General features: G+C 63.4%; 28 protein-coding genes. All 28 read left to right on the top strand.

The features are described 5' to 3' along the window. The first annotated feature begins 49 nt into the window (after positions 1-49). A complete protein-coding gene (locus CXY75_RS18425; protein ID WP_146069532.1) occupies positions 50-535 on the top strand; it encodes a hypothetical protein in 486 nt (161 codons plus the stop codon). Next, entirely contained in the window at positions 535-885 is a 351-nt protein-coding gene (locus CXY75_RS19925) for a hypothetical protein (RefSeq protein ID WP_158251256.1), read from the top strand. The genes CXY75_RS18425 and CXY75_RS19925 overlap by 1 nt, the downstream gene beginning before the upstream one ends. Next, positions 882-1,319, top strand: a complete 438-nt coding sequence (locus tag CXY75_RS19570; RefSeq protein WP_146069533.1) for a hypothetical protein — start codon at positions 882-884, stop codon at positions 1,317-1,319. Before CXY75_RS19925 ends, CXY75_RS19570 begins: the two co-directional genes overlap by 4 nt. Before the next feature lie 224 nt (positions 1,320-1,543). Then, the gene (locus CXY75_RS18435; RefSeq protein ID WP_104084230.1) at positions 1,544-1,747 is read left to right on the top strand and encodes a hypothetical protein; all 204 of its coding nucleotides are present in this window, start codon (positions 1,544-1,546) and stop codon (positions 1,745-1,747) included. Continuing rightward, positions 1,744-2,373 carry a hypothetical protein gene (locus CXY75_RS20155; protein ID WP_199182503.1) on the top strand — a complete coding sequence of 210 codons (630 nt, stop codon included), beginning with the start codon at positions 1,744-1,746 and terminating at the stop codon, positions 2,371-2,373. Before CXY75_RS18435 ends, CXY75_RS20155 begins: the two co-directional genes overlap by 4 nt. Next, complete coding sequence (locus tag CXY75_RS18445) at positions 2,370-2,648, top strand: hypothetical protein (protein WP_104084231.1); 279 nt, start codon at positions 2,370-2,372, stop codon at positions 2,646-2,648. The genes CXY75_RS20155 and CXY75_RS18445 overlap by 4 nt, the downstream gene beginning before the upstream one ends. Then, entirely contained in the window at positions 2,645-3,511 is an 867-nt protein-coding gene (locus CXY75_RS18450; protein WP_104084232.1) for a hypothetical protein, read from the top strand. The genes CXY75_RS18445 and CXY75_RS18450 overlap by 4 nt, the downstream gene beginning before the upstream one ends. Continuing rightward, complete coding sequence (locus CXY75_RS18455) at positions 3,508-3,714, top strand: helix-turn-helix domain-containing protein (RefSeq protein WP_104084233.1); 207 nt, start codon at positions 3,508-3,510, stop codon at positions 3,712-3,714. The genes CXY75_RS18450 and CXY75_RS18455 overlap by 4 nt, the downstream gene beginning before the upstream one ends. Positions 3,715-4,226: 512 nt before the next feature. Next, complete coding sequence (locus CXY75_RS18460) at positions 4,227-4,517, top strand: hypothetical protein (RefSeq protein ID WP_104084234.1); 291 nt, start codon at positions 4,227-4,229, stop codon at positions 4,515-4,517. Positions 4,518-4,932: 415 nt separating this feature from the next. Then, positions 4,933-5,229: a hypothetical protein gene (locus CXY75_RS18465; protein WP_233202014.1), complete on the top strand. Its 297-nt coding sequence runs from the start codon at positions 4,933-4,935 to the stop codon at positions 5,227-5,229. 20 nt (positions 5,230-5,249) lie between these two features. Beyond that, the gene (locus CXY75_RS18470) at positions 5,250-5,591 is read left to right on the top strand and encodes a hypothetical protein (RefSeq protein ID WP_104084236.1); all 342 of its coding nucleotides are present in this window, start codon (positions 5,250-5,252) and stop codon (positions 5,589-5,591) included. 224 nt (positions 5,592-5,815) lie between these two features. Next, on the top strand, positions 5,816-6,172 hold the full coding sequence (locus tag CXY75_RS18475) for a hypothetical protein (RefSeq protein WP_104084237.1): 357 nt from the start codon (positions 5,816-5,818) through the stop codon (positions 6,170-6,172). Positions 6,173-6,295: 123 nt separating this feature from the next. After that, the gene (locus CXY75_RS18480) at positions 6,296-6,640 is read left to right on the top strand and encodes a hypothetical protein (protein ID WP_104084238.1); all 345 of its coding nucleotides are present in this window, start codon (positions 6,296-6,298) and stop codon (positions 6,638-6,640) included. Positions 6,641-6,657: 17 nt separating this feature from the next. Then, on the top strand, positions 6,658-8,289 hold the full coding sequence (locus tag CXY75_RS18485; RefSeq protein ID WP_199182504.1) for a hypothetical protein: 1,632 nt from the start codon (positions 6,658-6,660) through the stop codon (positions 8,287-8,289). Positions 8,290-8,313: 24 nt separating this feature from the next. After that, positions 8,314-9,720, top strand: coding sequence for a hypothetical protein (locus CXY75_RS18490; protein ID WP_104084239.1), 1,407 nt, complete (start codon positions 8,314-8,316; stop codon positions 9,718-9,720). After that, positions 9,717-10,868, top strand: a complete 1,152-nt coding sequence (locus tag CXY75_RS18495; RefSeq protein ID WP_104084240.1) for a head maturation protease, ClpP-related — start codon at positions 9,717-9,719, stop codon at positions 10,866-10,868. The genes CXY75_RS18490 and CXY75_RS18495 overlap by 4 nt, the downstream gene beginning before the upstream one ends. A 2-nt stretch (positions 10,869-10,870) precedes the next feature. Next, positions 10,871-11,236 carry a capsid cement protein gene (locus tag CXY75_RS18500; protein ID WP_104084241.1) on the top strand — a complete coding sequence of 122 codons (366 nt, stop codon included), beginning with the start codon at positions 10,871-10,873 and terminating at the stop codon, positions 11,234-11,236. A gap of 14 nt (positions 11,237-11,250) precedes the next feature. Then, complete coding sequence (locus tag CXY75_RS18505; RefSeq protein WP_104084242.1) at positions 11,251-12,165, top strand: hypothetical protein; 915 nt, start codon at positions 11,251-11,253, stop codon at positions 12,163-12,165. Next, the gene (locus CXY75_RS18510; RefSeq protein ID WP_104084243.1) at positions 12,165-12,470 is read left to right on the top strand and encodes a hypothetical protein; all 306 of its coding nucleotides are present in this window, start codon (positions 12,165-12,167) and stop codon (positions 12,468-12,470) included. The genes CXY75_RS18505 and CXY75_RS18510 overlap by 1 nt, the downstream gene beginning before the upstream one ends. Positions 12,471-12,488: 18 nt before the next feature. After that, positions 12,489-12,848, top strand: coding sequence for a hypothetical protein (locus CXY75_RS18515; RefSeq protein WP_104084244.1), 360 nt, complete (start codon positions 12,489-12,491; stop codon positions 12,846-12,848). Then, positions 12,845-13,174 carry a hypothetical protein gene (locus CXY75_RS18520; RefSeq protein WP_104084245.1) on the top strand — a complete coding sequence of 110 codons (330 nt, stop codon included), beginning with the start codon at positions 12,845-12,847 and terminating at the stop codon, positions 13,172-13,174. The genes CXY75_RS18515 and CXY75_RS18520 overlap by 4 nt, the downstream gene beginning before the upstream one ends. Positions 13,175-13,213: 39 nt before the next feature. Beyond that, a complete protein-coding gene (locus tag CXY75_RS18525; RefSeq protein ID WP_104084246.1) occupies positions 13,214-13,531 on the top strand; it encodes a hypothetical protein in 318 nt (105 codons plus the stop codon). After that, positions 13,515-13,943 (top strand): minor capsid protein, encoded by a 429-nt coding sequence (locus CXY75_RS18530; protein WP_233202015.1) that lies wholly within the window; start codon positions 13,515-13,517, stop codon positions 13,941-13,943. Before CXY75_RS18525 ends, CXY75_RS18530 begins: the two co-directional genes overlap by 17 nt. Continuing rightward, complete coding sequence (locus CXY75_RS18535) at positions 13,940-14,713, top strand: phage tail tube protein (protein ID WP_104084247.1); 774 nt, start codon at positions 13,940-13,942, stop codon at positions 14,711-14,713. The genes CXY75_RS18530 and CXY75_RS18535 overlap by 4 nt, the downstream gene beginning before the upstream one ends. A gap of 3 nt (positions 14,714-14,716) precedes the next feature. Next, positions 14,717-15,115 carry a hypothetical protein gene (locus CXY75_RS18540; RefSeq protein ID WP_104084248.1) on the top strand — a complete coding sequence of 133 codons (399 nt, stop codon included), beginning with the start codon at positions 14,717-14,719 and terminating at the stop codon, positions 15,113-15,115. A 74-nt stretch (positions 15,116-15,189) separates the two neighbouring features. Continuing rightward, positions 15,190-15,435, top strand: a complete 246-nt coding sequence (locus tag CXY75_RS18545) for a hypothetical protein (RefSeq protein WP_104084249.1) — start codon at positions 15,190-15,192, stop codon at positions 15,433-15,435. 3 nt (positions 15,436-15,438) lie between these two features. Continuing rightward, positions 15,439-18,237, top strand: coding sequence for a phage tail tape measure protein (locus tag CXY75_RS18550; RefSeq protein ID WP_104084250.1), 2,799 nt, complete (start codon positions 15,439-15,441; stop codon positions 18,235-18,237). Continuing rightward, the gene (locus CXY75_RS18555; RefSeq protein WP_104084251.1) at positions 18,234-18,995 is read left to right on the top strand and encodes a hypothetical protein; all 762 of its coding nucleotides are present in this window, start codon (positions 18,234-18,236) and stop codon (positions 18,993-18,995) included. Before CXY75_RS18550 ends, CXY75_RS18555 begins: the two co-directional genes overlap by 4 nt.

Consider the following 18,995-nt stretch of genomic DNA (forward strand, 5'->3'; position numbering starts at 1 on the left):
AGGCACCCGCCGTCTGGCCGGTGCCTTTCCTGTACCCCAAGGAGACGACATGAACGAAAAAAAACGACGGAGAGGGCAACTGATGGGCATGAACGACGATCGCGAGATGCTGGAAGTCGCCAAGGAAGAATGCGGGCGGCTGGAACGGGAGGTCGCGGCGCTCAAGCTGACGCTTGCCGAGGACACGAGGTACATGACCCGGATCGAGAGCGAACGCGACGCGGCCTATGCGGTAATCGAGGCAGTTCAGGAGGTAGTCAACAACGAGGCGATGCCTGACGAGGTTCACGGCGACTCGTGGGTCATGGTTGAGGATTTGGCCCCGATTCTTGCGCAGTCACCCGCCGAAGCCCTGGCCGGGCATGACCGGAAGGTAGCTGCGAAGGCGCTGGACGTGGCGGCTGACTCATGGCTGCATGGCGCGTGGGGCAAGACTCCGCGTCGTGCGGATCGCATTGCTGATCGTATGGCCGCGTCACAGTTCGCGGGCGATTGGCTCCGCGCTAGTGCTGCCGAGTACCGGGCGGTGGAGTAGTGGCCGACTGGTCGATCAGCCACCCGCGCGCCCGCAAGGCTCACCGCTGCGAAATGTGCCGTCGGGTCATTGGCGCGGGCGAGGTCTATAAGCGCGGCGCTGGCTTCGATGGCACCGCGTGGTCATGGAAAGAGTGCCTGCACTGTGAGGCGGTGCTGCGGATCTACGGCCTCGGGGACGGCGAGTACAACGCAGATTCGTTCGAGGACTGGGCAAGCGACGGCGACGCACGCGACCTGAGCGAGGCCCGCGACATGGCCGGATTCCGCAAGCAGTGGCGCACCAAAGCTGGCAACCTGTGGCCGCTCCCGGCCCCTGAGTCGCCCGCAACGTCAGGGGGCGAGTCGTGAGCCTGGTGCTCGTGAAGCATCGCCTGCCGCCCGTTTGGGATGGGCAGCGCGTCAAGTGGGACAAGTTTGAGCCCTCGCCCAAAACGTTCATCTGCCCGCCACCTCCGCCCAGCCGGTGCGACTGTGGCAGCGGCAATGCACCCCTGCTCGCTTCCGGTGCCCGCGAACCTAAACCCGGCGAGATGTTCGCATCCACGAAACGCGTGATGGGCCGATTTGGGCGCTGGCTGGAACGTCCAACGCTCGTCCCTGCGTGGCCCTTGCGTGATCTGTTCGCATTCCGTTGCCCGGACTGCAAAGCCGACGGCGTGTGGGACATGCGAACGGATGAGTGGTGGACGCTCGGCCCGGAAGACTACGGGCCTCAGGGCTCAGAACGTCCAATCGAACGCGAATGGAGTGGCGGGCTATTCGACCTGCTGGAGGAGTCGTGAGCCCGCAGCTAGTGCTTGACCCAATCCACTGGGTCGGGGACGCGCCGACGAGCCTGCATGGTAACGGCGCGACCTCGTTCAACCGCACAGCGCGTGAACCCGCGAATGTCACATGCGTTCTGTGCCGGACGATACTCGCCCGTGCTGAACCAATCGAGACCACAGCACAACCGGTCCCACCAACCCAAACAACGGCCATAGAGGCCAGAGACGAGATTTGAACCATGGGCGATAACGAACTGAACGCGGCCATCGAGGTTGCGCAGGGCAAGTATTTTGCAGAGCTTGACCAGCTTCTGCCGGACGGAATGTTGAGCGATGAGTGGCTGCCCATCGTGGAGAACTGCACCGGCGAGATCGAGGGATACCGCGAGCACATCGATGAGACATGGGAAGACCGATTCGACCTGCACGGGGTGGCGCTGTGAGCAAGCACACGGAACTGATCGCGCCCCTGCCCGACGACGCACGGTTCGACGGGTACTACTTCGGATTCGACCCGACGGGAATCGGCATTGTTGACGCGATTCTGTCGGCGGTTGCGGTCGCCGGGAAGGGATCGCACCACACGGAAAGCTGGAGTGAAGAGAACGACTACTACGCCGATGGTCGACCGGGGCTGGTGGGCGGCACGAGCGGCGCTGACACGATCCAGAAGAACGCGGAACGGTCGGCTGAGGTTGTCCGAGCGTTGCTCGCCGAGATTGCCAGTCTCAAGGCTGCCGCTGAGTCGCCGACCACTCCTCTCGACGGGCATGGCACGGCCCGGCTCTACGACGTGCGAGCGTACCTCGAAAAGACGCTCGACAACATCGAGGACAGCGCTCAGGGGTGGACGGCCTCAGACGTTCGAACCTTCATCAGGGATGCACTCGAGCTTGCTGTCGAGAATGAGCCTGAGTCGCCGACCACTGTTGAGTGGGGGGTGCAAGTCGGACTTTACCCGGACGGATCGAACTACTACCAGGCGGCCTCGAGCGAGAAGGAGGCTCGCGGGCTCAAGAGTCGTAGTGCCGCTAAGCGCACAGTGACTCCGTGGGTGGTGCAGTCATGACCGCCGCACGGGATGAGCTGGCACGCGCGATCGAATCCGGCCAGCCGCCGGCGCCCATCCCACGGTTGAAGATCACCGCCCTGGTCGGCGGCGGCCACGAGATCCGCGTCCGGCAATCCGAGATCGACGGGTTGACCATGAGCGAACTCACCGCGGCGATCAGCGCCCTGCGCATCGGAGGCAGACGCATCGGGCCCGATGACCTCGGCCCATCTATCGAGAAATTCCACCCACACCGATGGGTGATCCCCATCACGAATGGAGATGAAGAATGAGCTACTTGACCTGCATTACGAACGATCTAGACGACGTCAGATCATGCGTCGTCAACGGCCAGCACGCCAGCAACTGCGACGGACGGGAATGGCAGTACGACCGTGAGGCCGAATGCTCCTACCCGACGAACAACGAATGCGGCGGATGCTTGCCGGCGCCCGCCGAGCACGGCATGCTCTGCTGGTCCTGCTACGCCAAGACTCGGGATGCACTGAAAATCGCCCTGGACATGATCACCCACCTATGTTCAATCTCTCGGGCCCAGCAACTCGACAACAACGGGGTGCGCGCATCCGCAACATGGATCCTCCCCGTGCCCAACACCTGGCGCACCGCCGACGAGCTGATCATGCTGCTCGGGCATCCGGCGCCGGGATTCCCGAGCGATGCCGTCGTGTGGGAGATCGAAGCGATCACCGAGCGCTACCTCGACGCGATCGACGTCGACGAGTGGGTCGCACGCCAGGACGGCGCCGAAGCTGCCGTGCGATTCTTCCGCATCATGCAGAACGCCATGGCTCAGCACCCCATGGCCGACGTCGAGCACAAGGTGAAGAACGTCAGGTGCCATGAGTGCCGGCAGTTGAACCTCGTGTGGAAGCCGCCGCTCGACTTCGACGGGCCGATCCACATCGTGTGCTCAACCCCGGAGTGCGGGTTCGTGGTGGACGACACGCTCTACGCCGTTCTCGCGGCGTCGCAGTTGGAGAAGGTCACGTCGGCCATGAAGGAGACGAAAGCCGCTGAGCTCGCCGAGGCGCGGGCGGCGCGGGCCATTGAGAAGCGGCGCATCACTGCGGCCGGGAAGGCGGTGGAGAGAGCCGCAGAGGATGCCGCGATCGAAGCCCGCGGGGCCGCGTGACCACCTCAGCCCAGTGGATGAGCATCAAGGAAGCCGCGGCAGTCACGAAGCGCCATCGCATGACCATCTGGCGGTGGGTCGAAGCCGGGTACGTGAGAACGCTCACGACGCCCGGCAGCCACCGAGTGCTCGTGCGGAGGTCCGACATCACCGAGACGGAGAGGGTGCTATTCGACGGCGAGATCCCCGCGAAACGCACCTGATCGAAACCCACCCAGCAAGTTCGCTTGCAAATAGGTGGAAATGTTTCACTTCATGTTACAATCGATGACAGCAGCATAGCTGAATCAACTGCTCAACAAGCCCTCGTCTTTCCCGCATGAACAGCGGATGTGACCGGGGCTTTACCTGTCCCGTTGGGACACCCGGGCATGTCCCGTAGGTGTCCCAACGGGACAACCCTCACACTTCCCAGTCGAGCACCGCCGACACCTAGCAGCCTCGTCATAGGCCAACACGGTCGAGTGCTTCGGCTGGGAACAACTTGCCACCGAACCCCAACGGAACGGCCGTACACCGCGGTGCCCAGCGGCGGCAACAGAGCGGGCAACATCGAGCGCAGAGCGGGGCCGGGCGGTATACCCACCGGCCTCGCGAACGCGCCCGTCAACCAAATCGCGCCCTGATCCATTGGGATGCGCGGCACTTAGTGGCGAATCGTGATTTGCCGATCAACCAAATATCACCCAGCAGTTACCGACACCAAGGAGTAACCATGACCGCCATAACCCCCGGCCGCATCGTCCAGTTCACCATCACTGAGCAGCAGGCAAAACAGATCAACTCTCAGCGCACCCAGGCAGGACACGCCACCAAGACCGGGAACGTCGCTCGCGAGGGCGACAGCTTTCCACTGATCGTCGTGCGCGTGTGGGCAGGTGAGTCAGTGAACGGGCAGCTTTTCCTCGACGGCAATGACACTCTCTGGGTGTGCAGCGCCAACCACGAGGATGCCGAGCTACCAATTGGCCAGTACGGCAAGTGGCGCTGGCCTGAGCGAGCCTGATGATCTGGCACTCGTACAGCGGCAACGTCAGCGCCCCGCCCTCCAAAAAAGCCAAGGGCCGGATTCAGCAGAAGCGCAAGCCGCGCAAGCGCCGCACCTGAGTCGCCCCCAACGCTTCCCACCCATCGTGTCAACGCCGTTTGCATTGGCGGCAAAGGACCCCCACAGGCTGACTCTCTGCAGCTGGGGCACCTGCACGGATGGGTGGGGCCACACCTGAGAGGTCAGCCGTGACGGACGCTGAGATTGAGGAAGCATACGCCGTGCAGTTCGATGACGAACACCTGGTGGACGAGCAATAACAGGCCGTAAGGTCTCCGAAAACACGGGGTTTGACTTCCCCGTTCGGGGAGCAACCCCGGAAAGACGCGGAAGTCACGGAGGTAGCACGATGGCCAGGACGAACACGAGACGCATGAACACACTTCGCGCCGACTTCTTTGACCAGGGCAAAGCGCAGTCAACCTCCGACGATCCCGACACCCGGGCGTTATCCAACTGCTGGTTATGCAAGGCACCCGTCGACTACATAGCCGAACCGCACAGCACCGACGACTCACACAACCTCGACCATTACTACATCGTTCGTGACTACCCCGAACTTGAGGAAGACGTCGACAACTTCAGGCATAGCCACCGACTCTGTAACTTGAACCGCGGCACACGGGCGCCAAGCCTCGGACTCGGTGACGCTGTCGCTGACTGGTGGTGAACACGATGACAGGAGCACTCATGAACAAGTACACGGCAATCGGCCTACTCAGCGCAGCCGCCGAGGGCAAGCGCATCATCGTGCTGTCACCTCACGCCCGGGCACGCAGGGATGCGTTCGATGAGATGCGCACCTCGGCACCCGACCTCGAGTGGCGACTCACCAACGGCGACCAGCGAGTCACACTCCCGTCAGGTGGATCGATCCGGTTCCTCTCGGATAACCGCGGCCTGCGCGACCGTCTACGCGGAACCATCGCCGACATCGTCCTGGTCGAAGACGACTACGCCGGCCGCACTCACTCCGACGAGGTGCGCGCTGTCATCGCAACCAGCCCGCACGGCGAGATCATCCGCTACTAACGAAGGGAGGACACAATGGCGAACGCAGGCAACCCGTGGATGGGAACACCCGAAGGCAGCGAGGCCTACATACCGGCGCGCTACAACCCACGCTCCAGAGCCATCTGGGACGAGTTGGTTCGCGCACACGCACGAACGGCAGCACAACAGGCTGAGAAGCGCCGAGGGCACGCCCGCAAGGCCGCACGAGCAGCGATTCGCCACCCAATGACAGGACAGTGACCATGGCCGCAATGCTACCCATCACCGGAACCGTGAGCATCGGATTCGACGGCTCGGAGACTCGGACTCTCGGATCGTTCAGCATCCCAGTTCACATGACCATGGACGGCCAGACCGGCACAGTCCACCTTGAAGGCGCGACCAACGCCTCGGTCATCTCGGCCATGGTCGCCGCACTCATGGGAGCTGCAGACGAACTGCTCGCCACCATCCCGCCTGCCACCGTCGAGACCATCGCCGTCTGCCCGACCTGTAGCGCCGAGCTCGGAGTGATGGACACAACGATCACCATTGAGCACGGACTCAACGGCGGACACATCGAGAACCACCGATACTTACCACCGAATGGCCCTCAATAGGGGGAATCGCCATAAAATCCAGCCTCCGGGTTGGGGGGTGGACAGAGCCAAGGGGACCTTTCCTCTCTCCCCGACCCTCTGACCGGGGGTCGCACACGCGCACACGCGTAGAAGGGGTCCAAAATGGGTGCAGTCGTTGAGGGAACTGTCGTTTCGGTCGCTGCCGCTTCTCACCTTGACCGTGAGGGCAAAGACGCCGGCGCGATCGCGGCTCTGCTCGCCTTGGCGCACAAGATCGACGACTACGACACGATCCTCGATCACATTCTTGATCAGATCGAGAGCGACCCTGAGTCGAAGGTTCGTCCGCCGGCATCGGACAATGTCTCTCTTCCCACCTATTTGAAGTACTGCGAGTCCCTCGGCTTGACCCCTGGCGGCCGTGGCGAGCTGGTCGCTGGCAAGAAGCCGGCCCCTGCGCCCAAAGATGAGCTCTCTGCCTTCCAGGAGGAGCACGGTATCGGTTAGTTTTCGCGGAGGTGCACGTGGCTGCGAAGCTTCTCGGCCGTACTGAGCCTCGTATTTTCACGAAGCCGCTGCGGGAATTGACCCCGGAAACGTCGCGCGGGTTCGAGGTGATCAAGTTTGCGCTGGTAATTCTCGGCGTCCATCTTTATCCGTGGCAGAAATTCCTGCTGATTCACGCGTTAGAGATCATGCCTGATGGGCAGTACCGGTTCAAGCGCGTCATCGTTTTGGTCGCCAGGCAGCAAGGCAAGACCACTATCGCCTCTGTTCTTGCCGCGTGGTGGCTGTTCGTTGACTCGAAGCGTCACCCTGACATGGTTCCGCCGGTGAAGTTCAAGGTTGTCGGCGTCGCGCAGAACCTTGACATCGCCCGTGAGCCGTGGGCCGCGGTGAAGATGTGGTGCGATCCGGAGCCGAACACGGACGAGGAGATGGAGCTCGCACTGCCGGCCCTGCAGAACGCGACTGCGAAGGTGTCGGATACGAACGGCAAGGAGGGCATCTACGCCCGGTCGCGTGCTCACTACGAGATCCGCGCCGCCGCGAATGCCCGAGGCAAGCCCGCCGCGCGGGTGCTCATGGATGAGATGCGCGAGCAGAAGACGTGGACCGCGTGGAACGCCGTCTCTCAGACTCTGAAGTCGTTCTGGTCCGGACAGATGTGGGGCATCTCGAACGCTGGCGACTCGTCGGCGGTAGTCCTCCGCACGCAGCGGACAGCGGGCCTCGAGTCGATAGCTGAGTGGGAAGAGTACGTCGAGGCCGGCATTATATCGGCGGAGGAATTCGCTAACGGGCACGATGTCACACTCGGCCTGTTCGAGTGGTCGGCGCCCGATGGGTGCGCGCTCGATGACGTCGAGGCAATCCTTCAGGCGAACCCTTCCATTGGCTTCGGTGCGATGACGGTGCAGTCGGCGCTCTCGGATATCCGGGGTATGACTGAGGCTGGATATCGCACTGAGGTTTTGTGCCAGTGGGTTGTTGCCGATGTGGATTCGTTCATCGATGTCAAGGAGTACCGTCTTCGGGTTCTGCCCGGCGATGAGATCGTGATCCCGAAGGGCTCCCGCACGGTGTGGGGCGTCGACGTTTCGCATGACCGCAAGACGACGTGGCTCTCCGCTGCTGTGTTCACCGAGGACGGCGACCCGTTCGTGACGGTGCGCCTCTCGCGCGCCGGCATGATGTGGCTGCCTGACTACCTCGCCGAACTGGCCGAGGCGTCCGGGCAACGCGAGGTAGCAGTGAATGCCAAGGGCTGCCCTGCGATGGAGTTCATCGAGCCTCTCAAGAAGCTCGGTCTCATCGTGCACGAGTTCGATGGCCCGAAGTATGCGATCGCCACCGGCCGATACCGTGACGCGGTGCGCGACGAGAAGCTCGTCGTCAGCGCTCAGCCTGACATTGACCTTGCGGTGCAGGGCGGCGTCGTCGTTCCGTACGCCGACAACATGGCGTGGTCGCGGCCGAAGTCCCTGCCCATCGATATCTCTGGCCTCATCGCGGAGACGATCGCGCTGTACGCGCTCGAACTTCTCAAACCCGAGCCTGTCGAAGCTACACCGCCACCTCCGCCGCAGGCCGAGATGGTCACCCGCGACGACGTCGCACCGACCGACGTGAACCTCGCGACGGCGGCTTTTTAGCCCAATTCTGAAAGTAGGTACCGCATGCCCGACGAACAGGGTTATCAGGTCAGCGGCCTGTCGTCGTGGGCGAGCATGGCCGCGGAGTCGCATGAGACGAACCCGGATTTGTTCTGGCCGTTTTCGGTCGAGGTGTTCGACAAGATGCGCCGCGAGGACGCGCAGGTTGCGTCGGTGATGCGCGCCGTGACGCTCCCGATTCGTGGCGCGGAATGGATGATCGATCCGGCCGGCGCGCGCGACGAGGTCATTGACCTGGTGGCGACGGACCTCGGGCTGCCCGTGAAGGGCAGAGAGCCGGTCGCCCCGCTGCGCACGAAGGGCCGTTTCCAGTGGGGCGAGCACCTGCGGCTGGCGCTGCTGGAGCTGGTCTATGGCCACTCGTATTTCGAGCAGGTCTACCAGCCGGAAGGTGGGAAGCTGCGGCTCAAGAAGCTCGCATGGCGTCCCCCTCGCAGCATCTCTAACATCAAGGTCGCACGCGACGGCGGCCTTGTCTCGATCAATCAGCATGGACTCACGGCGCCCATTCCCGTCGACCGGCTCGTGGCGTATGTGAACGATCGTGCGGGCGGCAACTGGATCGGCGAGTCGCTGCTGCGTACGGTCTACAAGAACTGGCTGCTCAAGGACCGCATGCTGCGCGCTCAGGCTTTGACGGTCGAGCGCAACGGCCTCGGCGTGCCGGTCTACACGGCCGCTGAAGTTCCCGAGGGTGCGGACGCTACCGAGCGCGATGCGTGGCAGAAGTCAGAGAAGGAAGCTGGCCTCAAGCTCGCTAAGGGTTTCCGCGGTGGCGAAGCGGCGGGAGCGTCGATCCCGAACACGTCGGGCCTTGTCCTGATGGGCGTCACCGGCAAACTCCCCGACACGGACGCGCCGATCCGGTACCACGACGAGCAGATCGCCCGCGGCGGGCTCGCCCACTTCCTGAATCTCGGTACTCAAACAGGATCATGGGCGCTTGGCTCAACACTGGCTGACTTCTTCACCGGGTCCCTCAACGCAGTAGCTGAGCACGTCCGCGACGTCACCCAAGCGCACGTGGTCGAGGACCTCGTCGACTGGAACTGGGGCGAGACCGAACCTGCACCGCGGCTTGTGTTCAAGCCCATCGGTGCCGGCGGACTCACTGCGGAGGCGCTCAAGAGCCTCATCGACGCGGGCGTGATCAAGCCCGACGAGACGCTCGAAGCATTCATGCGGGCAGCGTTCAGCTTGCCCGTGAAGGACATCGCCGAACCGAGCGAAGACACCGCCGAGTCTGCGACCGATGCAGAGTCGGCGCGGGCTGCCGCCGAGGTGGTCCAGAAGGTCTACCTCGGGGTAGGCACCGTGCTCTCGAAGGCCGAGGCGCGCGACATCGTTCGTCGTTCCGGGGCTGACCTCGACGCAGCGAACGACACCGACCAGCCTGAGGAGGCGGCATGACTATCAAACCGAAGGCACGGGACTGGTTCCGCATCGAACCCCGAGCCGCAGTCGATGAGGTGACCTCGGCCGACGTGTTCATCTACGACGAGATCGGCGAGAGCTTTTGGGGAGGCGGCGTATCCGCGTCGAGCATGGCGACTGAACTCGCCGCGCTCGACGTCGACAACCTGGCCGTCTACATCAACTCCCCGGGTGGCGCAGCGTGGGACGGCATCGCGATCATGAACGCGATCCGCCGGCACCGCGCGTTCGTCACGGTGTACGTCGACGGCCTCGCAGCATCCGCCGCGTCGATCATCGCCATGGCGGGCGACAAGATCATCATGAATCGCGGCTCGCAGCTGATGATCCATGATGCATCCGGCGGTGTCTACGGCAACGCGACGGACATGGAAGAGACAGCGGTGATCCTGCAGAAGCTGTCCGATTCCCTCGCGGATGTCTACGCGGGCCGCACCGGCACCGACCGGGCCGGGTGGCGCGACGCCATGAAGGCCGAGACCTGGTACACGGCTGAGGAAGCCGTCGCTGCTGGCCTCGCCGACGAATGGGTCGACACTCCCGCATCTCAGCCTGTGGACCGCGCGCGGTTCTCTGCGCGAGCGCGAACGGCGATTCCGTCGATCGCCTCCCTTAATCTCCCGAGCTCGTCCGAGCCGGGAATACCCAACCGAAAGGACCCACTCGACATGAGTGACATTCTCAAGGCTGGCCTCCTCGAGCGGCTCGGCGTTACCGATTCCGCAATCACCGACGAGTCGCTTCTTGCGGCCGTCGACGTGGTACTCGACCAGGCCACTGCACCCACCGTCTCCGCCGTCCCTGCTGGCACGGTCCTGATCGACTCTGCTGTGCTCAGCGACCTGCAGGCCTCGGCCGCGCTGGGCCGCAAGGCCAGCGAGGCACAGGACAGCGCTCGCCGCGCCGCGATCGTCGACAGCGCTGTTGCAGACGGTCGCATCGCTCCCGCCTCGCGCGATCTGTGGCTGACCAACCTCGCCGCTAGCGAAGAGGGCACCACTGCCGTCATCGCCTCGCTGTCGAAGAACACCGTCCCGGTCACCGAGATCGGCACCGCCGACGAGCCGACCGCCGCATCCAGTCTCTACGCCGCCGCGTGGGGCAACGACACGAAGGAGGCCTAACCATGGCTGACTACCTCCCCAAGTTCACCGCTGGCAAGGCCGTGACTTTCAACACCTCCGCTGCCGTCATCGGTGGCCGCCTGGTCGCTGTGACCGGCGATCTCACCGTGGGTCCCGCGGGCGCCGACTCTGCCGCCGTGGTGGGTGTCGCCTCAGTCGACACCATCGTGGGCGATGCCGTCACCGTCTACACCCGGCCCTCCGGCGTGCAGCGACTCGTTGCCAGCGGCGCCATCGCCGCCGGCGCGAAGGTCATCTCGGCCACTGCCGGAAAGATCGCCACCCTGGGCGCTGGCGCCAACCCGATCGGTATCGCCCTTGAGGCTGCCGCCGCCGACCTGGACGTCATCGACGTCCTGTTCATCTAAGGAGCAAAGAAGACATGGCGTCTTACACCTACCCGGTTGCGCGACCCTCGGGCGCGCTGACCACCGAGCAGATCCACCTTCTGCTCCGCAATCCGCTGCTGATCGCAAAGCGCGTTTCGACGCTCACCGACCAGCGCTTCATCTCCGACTTCCTGCTCTCGGGCCGCTACACCGCTGAGGGTGGCGGCATCTTCTACGAGACCGGCGAAGAGATCTTCCCGACCGACAACTCGCAGTCCGTCGCGCCCGGTGGCGAGTACCCGAAGACCGTCATCACCGATGGTGGCATGGCTTCGGCTAAGACCGACAAGCGCGGCCTTGAGACCGACATCACGGACGAGCGCATCAAGCGCGGCGCCATCGGTGCTGTCGACCGCGCCCTGACCAAGATCGTCAACGGCGTCATCCGCGATGTCGACGGCATTGCGATGAGCGTCATCGCGTCGAAGGTCACCGACACGTTCGCTTCCAGCGCGTGGACCTCGATCGACAACGTGGTCAAGGCTCTTGCTGCGGCCAAGGCCGAACGTGAGGATCTGGCCCTCGGCCTCGACCTCGACACGATTGCGCTCAGCGGCGCGCAGTGGGCGAAGGTCATGGGCCTGTTCGCCTCCGCCGGCGTGCTGCCTCGCGAGGATGGTAACCCCATCGTCAGCGGCCAGTTCCCGATGAACCTGCTCGGCTACACGTGGGTGACCTCGCCGCACATCATCGGGTCCAACCCGCTGCTGGTCGACCGTGTGCAGCTCGGCGGCATGGCCGACGAGGACCTCGGCTCGCCCGACTACACGCGCTCCGGCGACTTCAACGTGGAGACCTACTCGCAGCGCAACAAGACGGACAGCTACACCGTCCGTGCACGCCGCGTCGTGGTGCCCGTCGTGCTTGAGTCGCACGCCGGTCTGCACATCACCGGAACGACTCTCTGATGGCTGATCGTTACGTCGTCAAGGGCGCAGCCGTCGTGCTCCCCATCGAGGGCGGCACTGAGCGGTACCTGTACCGCGGCGCGCAGGTTGGCGACGGTTTCACCATCAAGGGCATCAAGCACGCTCTCGCGCTGGGCCTGATCGAGAAAGTCAAGGCACCCACGGCCGCTGAGAAGTCGGCAGCAGAGCAGGCCGCAGCAGATCAGGCCGCGGCCGACAAGGCCGCAGCCGACAAGGCCGCAGCCGACAAGGCCGCAGCCGACAAGGCCGCAGCCGACAAGGCCGCAGCCGAAGCCAACAAATAGTGAGAGGGGGCGGTGGAGATGATCTACCCAGGGGAAATTAGCAGTGACGAAGATCTCGCGCGACGCATCCTGGTGCGCGCGCGCTCCATCGCCCCCGGCCTCAGTTCCATTCCCGACGACGACGAACGCAAACTCGACGCGATCGCGATCCTCAAGGGTGTCGTTGCTGAGGTGCCGGCGCCCGGTGCCCGCCGAGTGAAGTCTCGGGGACGCAATGGCACGTCGATCAGCTACAACGATCCGGGTGGGGCGTTCAGCGACGACGACATCATGAGTCTCCGCTCGCTGTGTGACGTGGCATCGGCCGGCCTCCCGGTCGGCAGCTTTCCGAAGGCGCGAGCTTTCGGACGCGAGTGGGCCGAGGGTGAGTACTCGTGAGCTGGGATGACCCGTTCTGGTACCCGCACACGGTGAGCGTCCGAAACAAACTACCGTCCGGCGGCATGGGCGCAGGTTACTCCGACCCACGCACTATCCGGGCGGAGGTGAAGGACGAGCAACGCCTCGTCCGCAACTCTGCCGGGGCTGAGGTGGTGTCGTCGTCCTCGGTGACCGTGCCGATTAGTGAGCACGTCCCGGTCGGTTCGCTCGTCACAGTGTGGCCCGGTACCAGCCGGGAGCGTGAGGCGGAAGTACTCGCCGTCAGCGCCGACGACAACGGCGACACCGATCTCGATTCGTTCCTGGTTCTGTCGCTGGTCTAGAACTGTGCGGCCCTCAGGTATCACCGGAAGGAAACCGCAATGCGAATACTTGTACCGACCGTCTCCGTCATTGAGAAGGCCGCGCAGGACGGCCTACGTGAGGCTGGTCGTGCGGTGTTGAAGCGTGCCCGTGAACTGAGTCCGACCGACGAGGGCGGCTCGGATAAGTCCGGGTTCGTCCGCGTCGACGACCTCACCCTTCAGGTCGGGTTCAGGTCGCACATCTCGCGCATGCAGCACGAGAACCTTGACTACCAGCACCAGCCGGGCGAGCAGGCCAAGTTCCTGGAGGCTGCCGCCGACGAGGTCGACACGGGCGCAATCATCGCTGCGAGGGTGCGTGCCGCCCTTGGATGACCGCACACTCACCATCCTGATCTGCTCTATCCTCGGCGAGATCCCCGGCTGGGACTGGAACCCCGGCGACCCTGACTACGTCTATTCGTCGGACCCCGTGATCATCTTCTACGGTGCGCTGGGCACCACACCAGATACTGCGGTCGGCGTTCGGGTTTACGCCGCCGGCCAAGATCTTGACGTCGCCTGGCGACGCGTGCAGATCCGCGTACGCGGCGCGCAGGGCCGCCCCGATGGTGCCGACGTTCTCGCGGCCTTGGCGTTCGCGGCCCTTCAAGGACTTTCCCGCGTGGGAGGGATCAGCGGCATTAGCCGTCTATCAATAGCACCAGCTGGTGCCGACGACAACCGTCGTGAAGAACGCACCGAAAACTACCTCATCATTCTCGATAATTTGGAGGCTCTCACATGAGCAATACAGTTACCCTTCCCGCTGGCTCGACGCTCGGTAAGAGCTTCGAGTACGGCTGTGACATCAACGTTGGCACGTCATCCGCGCCTGTCTGGCAGCCGTTCCGTCGCATCAGCGGATTCCTGCCGAGCCCGACACCAGTCGCGCAGGACTCTCAGACCTACGACGACCGCGGCACGCCGAACTCTGACGTCACAGCATGGAGCATGAACCTCGCATTCAACGCTCAGGTGAACCGCAACGTGTCCACCGGTCTTTACCTGCCCGAGATCGAGGCTGTGCTCGCCCGCACCGGTCCCGATGCGATCGGTGAGTCCGCCGTCCTCGAAGCCCGCTGGTACCACAAGCCTGCAGTCGGGACCCCAAACCCGACCGACGCTGGGCAGGGATTCTTCACCGTTATTCCGACCCGTCAGAACTCGGGGCCAGCCGGTGAGATCGAGGTCATCGCGATCGCCCTTACCGGTAAGGGCGAGTACGAGAAGATCACCAACCCGTACCCCGCGGCGGCAGCAACAGTACCGACTCTCACCTCCATCACCCCAAGTGGCAAGTCGATCGGCGATCAGGTCACCATCACCGGTACGGGATTCATCGGAGTCACGCAGCTCAAGTTCGACGCGATTGTCCTCGATGTCGACACGTACACCGTGGTGAGCGCCGCGACGATCATCGCGACGATCCCGCCGCTTTCTGCCGGGATCGAGCCCGTCACCATCACCAATGCGACGGGTGTCTCGTCTGCGGTCAACTACACCGTGGTGTCGTAACCCGTGGGTGCTATCGACTTCGGCGAGTGGGTGGCGCCCGACCTCAAACTCGAGCTGGATGGACGCACTTATACGGTGCGTCCTCCCACGGTCGAGGCCGCGAAGATGATCCTCGCGGCGGCGGTGCGCGGCGAAGTGAATCTAGGTCTCGTCAAAGATGAGATCCCCGCTGAGATACAAGCAATGCTCGACAGTATCGGCGACGAGCATCCAGCCCTGGGCGATGCTCACGCAGCGATGGTAGCCGACAAGGTATCTGCCGCGACCATCGACCGTGTGGCCTACTACGCGGTCTTCTACTGGGCGCGTGGCAAAGAATACGCCGACACTCTCGCGGCGCTTCTGTGGACGCCACGCAAACTCACGCCCAGCACTGCAGGTGGTGCGGCCCCAAAAGGCTGAGCACCGCCGAAGATTGGGCACCCTTTGGTATCGGCGACCCCGATGCCGAAGGGTGGTTCCCCGACTATCGACCGGTGCCCCAACATCTAAAACCTGAGGCGCCCAACGCCCTGGCAGCCAAGACGCCGGCGGCTGATATCGACGGGTCGCTGCTGGCCCTGGTCACCAACTGGCGGCTGGTCGTCGCTGAGCTCGCCGAGCGCGGCATTGACCTCTATGCCCCCGAAGTCCTTGCACGACCATGGCCCGGAATCCGGGCGGTGATATTCAGTCTGATCGATTCGCCGACACGGTTGCGTGCGGTTCTTACCCGGAGGTGATCCATGGCTACTCTCCGAGCTGCCGAGTTGGAAGTACTTTTCACTGCGGACACTAAGCAGATCGAGAAGGCCGATAAAGACGTCCAGACGATCGGACGCAAGGTCGAGTCGAAACCGATCACGCAGAAGATCAACGCAGACGAAAAGGGCGCGCTTGCCGGCATGGACCGGGTCGAGGCGGCCGCGAAGAAGCTGGTATCGCAGGACACGTCGCTGAGGCTGGACGCGGACATCACTCGGGCCGAGAAGAGTTTCGCCCGGGCGACGCAGCGTCTGGCGGATCTTGAGGTGCGCGCGCTCGGCGGGCTGGACGTGACGGCGGATGTGCGCCGCGCTGAGGCTGCCCTGTCGAAGGTAGAGCGCAACCTTACCGGGTTGCGTACGTCCAGGACTCAGATCGTGGTTGAGGCGGACACGTCGCAGGCTGAGGGAGCTCTTGACGGCGTCTCAGGCGATGCCGGTAAGGCTGGCGATGAAGCGGGCGATGAGTTCGGAAGGAACATCATTGCCGCGCTCGTCTCGATCCCGATCGCCGGAGCTGTTGTTGGTATCGGCGTTGCGGCTGGGAAAGCGCTCGTCGGCGCGTTCAATGATGGGTTGGCGCAGGAGTCCTCGTACGACCGGCTGCAAGCCCTGACCGGCATCAGCGAGGCTGACGCACTCCGTCTCGGGCGCGCCGCCGGCGAGGCGTATGCGAACGTGTTCGGCGAGTCTATAGAAGCGAACATGGACACGACACGTCTGGCGCTGCAGTTCGACCTGATCGACGAGGACGCTTCCACAAAGAGTGCTCAGAAGGTAGTCGAGGGTCTATCGGGTATCTCTCATGTTCTCGGTGAGGAGGTACGCCCGATCGCTGCGGCGGTCACCACGCTGCTCAGTTCCGGTATCGCGAAGTCTGCGCAGAACGCTTTTGATTTGCTCGCGACCGGTGCCCGTGAGGGTGTAAATCGTGGTGAGGATCTAATCGATACCTTCACGGAATACCCGGCAGTGTTCGCCCGACTTGGCCTGTCTGGCGAGGAAGCTCTCGGTCTGATAAATCAGGGACTAGACGCGGGTGCGCGCAACAGCGACATCGCCGCCGATGCATTGAAAGAGTTCCAGATTCGTGCCACTGATGCGTCGAAGGCTTCAACTATCGCCTTCGAGTCTCTTGGCTTCAACGCGGAAGAGATGACCGCAAAGATTTCCCGCGGTGGTGCTGATGCACGAGACGGGCTCGATGAGGTACTGATCAAGCTGCGCGAGACCGAGGACCCGGTGCTTCGCAATGCGGCGGCCGTGGGCCTGTTTGGTACGAAGGCTGAGGATATGGGCGCAGCCCTATTTGCTCTGGACCTGTCTACCGCCGTCGATCAGCTCAACGGAGTGACGGGTGCAGCGCAGGCGATGTTCGACACCCTCGCGGACAACGACGCGACCAAGCTTGAGCAGGCATCCCGGAATATCGAGGTCGCGACGGATGGCATGAAGGGCGCCCTCGCTGCGGCCTTCTCTGATCCCCTGGGAGAAGCGGCTGAGTGGATCTCGTCAAACCGCGGCCCCATGCTGCAATTCTTCCTCGACCTCGCAAACGGGGCACTCGACTTCGGCGATGCCTCGATCGACGCGGCGGCGGACGGGGCCGAGGCCTTCGGTGAATTCGTTGCTGGGCCTCTCGCGGACCTGGTCGACGGCATTGCCGGCGCCATCGACGTCATGAACGGCTTCGCAGGCCGGCCGAAAGAACTCGACGGCCTCGCTGCCAGCATGCGCGGATTCGATGACACCTCGGCGGATGCCGCAGACACCATCCGCAGCCTGCATGACGGGCTCGACGACAGCCGCACCAAGCTCAATGAGTTCGGTGATGGCGCCGTCGCCATGGGATTCCTCAACGACGCGACACTGCGTCTTGCCGGCGCCATCGACGAGGTCGGCGTCAATGCTGAGGGCGCAGAGTATGGCCTAGACGGAATCGACCTGGCTCAAATTCGCGCGTCGAACTCGGGCAAGTTACTTGAGGACCAGGTGCGCAACTCGCTAGCGGCCATGGGAGAAGAGGCGACTGCGGCTGCAATAGCCGGTGAGAGTCAAGACGAACTCGCCGCGCGGTACCGCACGTCGACGGATGCTCTCATGGGTCAGCTCACGCAAATGGGGCTGACAGAGGATCAGGCGCGGTCACTGATCAACACGGTATTGGAGACTCCAGTGTCGGCGACGACCGAGTTCGGATCGAATGTCGAGGATCAGCAGACGAAAGTTCAGGGTCTCGCGGACCGCATCTCGACTCTGCCCGATGGATCGGTCGTGATCAATGCAGACATCGCGACCGCCCAGGAGAAGCTCGCCCAGTTCCTGTTGGATCTAAACAATATTCCCGGCCGTCGCGACGTGATCATCAACCAGGTCGTGCAGCAGACGGGCGCAGCTCGTGGGGAAGTTGCCGCCGCCTACCAGGCGCAGGGAAACATCGTCGAGTTCATGGCGCAGGGTGGCATGCGCGGTCTCACCCCGATGTCGCACACCGCCCAGGTTGTGCCGCCGTCGACGTGGCGGGTTGTTGGCGACCGCGGCGACGTCCCCGAGTCATTCATCCCCATCGATGGGTCCGCTCGGTCAATGTCGATTCTTCTTGAGACGATGCGCCGCATGGGCGTAATGCCGATGGCTTCGGGCGGTATCACTCCCGGGCCGGCCGCATCGACGGGCAACTCGTATCAGATCGACATCACCGGTGTTCCCAACGAGTCCGTGGAATCACTGGTCAACCGTGTCATGGCGAGAATCAACGCGGAAAGCAGGCAGTACTCATGACGCTTCTCAGCATCGATGATTTCCATTTCAAGGGTACTCGCGAGCGTTTTGGCAATGGCGAGTATTTGGTCACACTGGATGGCTGGGAGGACGGCGTCTCTATGCGGCGTTCCTCTCAGCCGATTCCGCAGAACCACGGCGATTTCGATGTGCCCACTTTCATGGAGGGGCGGACCGTCAATTTCACGGCGGATGCGTATGCTCGCAATCCAATGGAGCTCGCGCATCGAGGCCATGGGTTCACTGCGTTGCTGGCACAGGGCACCTCAAGAATGGTGACCATTGAGCTGGATGGTCAAACCCTGTGGGGAATGGCACGCAGAGGTAATGCAGCGCCGCGATGGCGACGTGCTCCCGGTGGCGTGGACTTAGCCCGAGCATCGATGGAATTGTTTTTCCCCAACCCCCGCAAGTTCGGCGAGTCTCGAGTCTTCACTGGCGCCGCCCCTGTCGCGTTCCATTACGGTAACTTTCCGGCGACGCCGGTCTTTACTGTGACGGGTTCTGCTCCGGCTGGCTACACGATCAACCTTTCGGCCGGGAAGCAATACACGGTGACCGTCCCGTTGGCATCAGGTGTCCCGCACGTCATCGACATGGCGGACGGGTATCTGCGCATCAACGGCTTGATCGTTTCGAACTCGGTGGGTCGGGCTGACCTGCTCGCCATTCCGGGCGGCGCGTCGGTGGCGGTTTCTGTGACGCCTGTTTCTGGCACGGCTTCCCTGTCGGTGCTTCTGCTCGACACGTTCATGTAG

It is taken from the genome of Cryobacterium sp. Y11, assembly GCF_002929535.1.
In the GTDB taxonomy this organism is placed as follows: domain Bacteria; phylum Actinomycetota; class Actinomycetes; order Actinomycetales; family Microbacteriaceae; genus Cryobacterium.

Excerpts from the sequence above, each read along its gene's own strand:
- CXY75_RS18425 (WP_146069532.1), top strand. The coding sequence starts at position 50 with ATGAACGAAAAAAAACGACGGAGAGGGCAACTGATGGGCATGAACGAC.
- CXY75_RS18435 (WP_104084230.1), top strand. The coding sequence starts at position 1,544 with ATGGGCGATAACGAACTGAACGCGGCCATCGAGGTTGCGCAGGGCAAG.
- CXY75_RS18445 (WP_104084231.1), top strand. The coding sequence starts at position 2,370 with ATGACCGCCGCACGGGATGAGCTGGCACGCGCGATCGAATCCGGCCAG.
- CXY75_RS18450 (WP_104084232.1), top strand. The coding sequence starts at position 2,645 with ATGAGCTACTTGACCTGCATTACGAACGATCTAGACGACGTCAGATCA.
- CXY75_RS18460 (WP_104084234.1), top strand. The coding sequence starts at position 4,227 with ATGACCGCCATAACCCCCGGCCGCATCGTCCAGTTCACCATCACTGAG.
- CXY75_RS18465 (WP_233202014.1), top strand. The coding sequence starts at position 4,933 with ATGAACACACTTCGCGCCGACTTCTTTGACCAGGGCAAAGCGCAGTCA.
- CXY75_RS18470 (WP_104084236.1), top strand. The coding sequence starts at position 5,250 with ATGAACAAGTACACGGCAATCGGCCTACTCAGCGCAGCCGCCGAGGGC.
- CXY75_RS18475 (WP_104084237.1), top strand. The coding sequence starts at position 5,816 with ATGGCCGCAATGCTACCCATCACCGGAACCGTGAGCATCGGATTCGAC.
- CXY75_RS18480 (WP_104084238.1), top strand. The coding sequence starts at position 6,296 with ATGGGTGCAGTCGTTGAGGGAACTGTCGTTTCGGTCGCTGCCGCTTCT.
- CXY75_RS18490 (WP_104084239.1), top strand. The coding sequence starts at position 8,314 with ATGCCCGACGAACAGGGTTATCAGGTCAGCGGCCTGTCGTCGTGGGCG.
- CXY75_RS18495 (WP_104084240.1), top strand. The coding sequence starts at position 9,717 with ATGACTATCAAACCGAAGGCACGGGACTGGTTCCGCATCGAACCCCGA.
- CXY75_RS18500 (WP_104084241.1), top strand. The coding sequence starts at position 10,871 with ATGGCTGACTACCTCCCCAAGTTCACCGCTGGCAAGGCCGTGACTTTC.
- CXY75_RS18505 (WP_104084242.1), top strand. The coding sequence starts at position 11,251 with ATGGCGTCTTACACCTACCCGGTTGCGCGACCCTCGGGCGCGCTGACC.
- CXY75_RS18510 (WP_104084243.1), top strand. The coding sequence starts at position 12,165 with ATGGCTGATCGTTACGTCGTCAAGGGCGCAGCCGTCGTGCTCCCCATC.
- CXY75_RS18515 (WP_104084244.1), top strand. The coding sequence starts at position 12,489 with ATGATCTACCCAGGGGAAATTAGCAGTGACGAAGATCTCGCGCGACGC.
- CXY75_RS18525 (WP_104084246.1), top strand. The coding sequence starts at position 13,214 with ATGCGAATACTTGTACCGACCGTCTCCGTCATTGAGAAGGCCGCGCAG.
- CXY75_RS18535 (WP_104084247.1), top strand. The coding sequence starts at position 13,940 with ATGAGCAATACAGTTACCCTTCCCGCTGGCTCGACGCTCGGTAAGAGC.
- CXY75_RS18550 (WP_104084250.1), top strand. The coding sequence starts at position 15,439 with ATGGCTACTCTCCGAGCTGCCGAGTTGGAAGTACTTTTCACTGCGGAC.
- CXY75_RS18555 (WP_104084251.1), top strand. The coding sequence starts at position 18,234 with ATGACGCTTCTCAGCATCGATGATTTCCATTTCAAGGGTACTCGCGAG.